The organism is Streptomyces sp. NPDC002130, from assembly GCF_040296465.1.
Lineage (GTDB): Bacteria > Actinomycetota > Actinomycetes > Streptomycetales > Streptomycetaceae > Streptomyces.
The window spans coordinates 1-1,245 of sequence record NZ_JBEOXI010000992.1 but is presented as its reverse complement, the minus strand read 5'-3'; the positions used below and the strand labels follow the sequence as shown (position 1 = coordinate 1,245).

1 protein-coding gene and 1 pseudogene are annotated in these 1,245 nt (G+C 62.0%); both read right to left on the bottom strand.

Annotation, left to right across the window (positions count from 1 at the left end; genetic code table 11):
- Positions 1-449 (bottom strand): annotated as a pseudogene (gene gltD, locus ABT116_RS47725) (glutamate synthase); the annotation flags it as partial.
- Positions 442-1,245 (bottom strand): GltB/FmdC/FwdC-like GXGXG domain-containing protein (locus ABT116_RS47720; protein ID WP_502984092.1); only part of this gene is annotated, 804 nt, incomplete at its 5' end. The gene ABT116_RS47720 and the pseudogene gltD, both read right to left, overlap by 8 nt.

Genomic DNA, 1,245 nt, shown 5'->3' with positions numbered 1-1,245 from the left:
ACAGGTTCCTGCGGCCCCAACCAACCCGACTCCCAGGCGTTGTCGTCGATTGCCTGTTCGATGCGCTTGATGGTGACACCTCCCGACGTGTGCTCGTCGTCGAGTGCGAGAACGCACGCCGTTTCGCACGGAGCGGGGCACAGATGTCCGGTGAACTCGGGGAAATTGTTGGTGGAATGCAGATTCTCCGAAGCTTCGGACCACCGTCCACGCCGAACGAGGTCGTTCCATTCCGGGATGAGATTGCCGAGCGGACACCCGACGCCGGCCGAATGGCAGTACGGCACAGCGCAGTCCATGCAGCGCGAGGCCTGTGAAGATACGCCTCGATTTCGCACGACGGGATCCAGCGACTCGTATACCGACGCCCAGTCGCCGACACGCACATCGGTCGATCTGGTCGGTGTGCCGGATCGTTTCACGTCGAGGAACCCGCGTGGGTCAGGCATGGGCCGGCTCCACCAGTTGGTTCTGTTCCACGACCTTCTGATAATCGACGGGCAAAACTTTGGTGAATCTCGGACTCTGGCCAACCCAGTCCTCGAGAAGTTCTGCCGCCACCGGCGAGCCGGTCGCAGCCACATGCTCGCCGAGAATTTCGACCAGCTGACTACAGTCTTCCGTCGAAGGCCGCTCCAGAACGACCATGTCGCAGTTGACCTTCTCTGCCTTCACGTCGAGTACGAAAGCAATTCCGCCGGACATTCCCGCAGCAAGGTTCCTACCAGTTGGGCCGATTATGACGACGCGACCTCCGGTCATGTACTCACACGCATGGTCGCCGACGCCTTCCACCACAGCGACCGCGCCCGAGTTGCGCACCGCGAATCGTTCCCCGACACGCCCCCGGACATAGAGTGCACCGCTCGTAGCGCCGTACAGCAGCGTATTGCCGGCAATGACCTGCTCCTCGGCCACGAAGGGTGCATCCTCACTCGGCCGGAGCACAATTCGTCCACCGGACAGACCCTTCCCCACGTAATCGTTTGCATCGCCGACGACGACCAGCGAGATGCCCGGTGGCAGGAACGCACCGAGTGACTGGCCTGCCGTTCCATGGAGCACGACGTCGATGGTGCCTTGAGGTAGCCCGACGGCGCCGTAGCGTCTGGTCACCTCAGCGCCCAGCCTCGTTCCCACCGCTCGATCCGTATTGTGTACTGGCAGTTCGATATGCACCGGTCGAGCGTCCTCGAGGGAGTTCGCAGCCAACTTGATCAGGGTGCGTTCGAGTTCGCTCGAAGT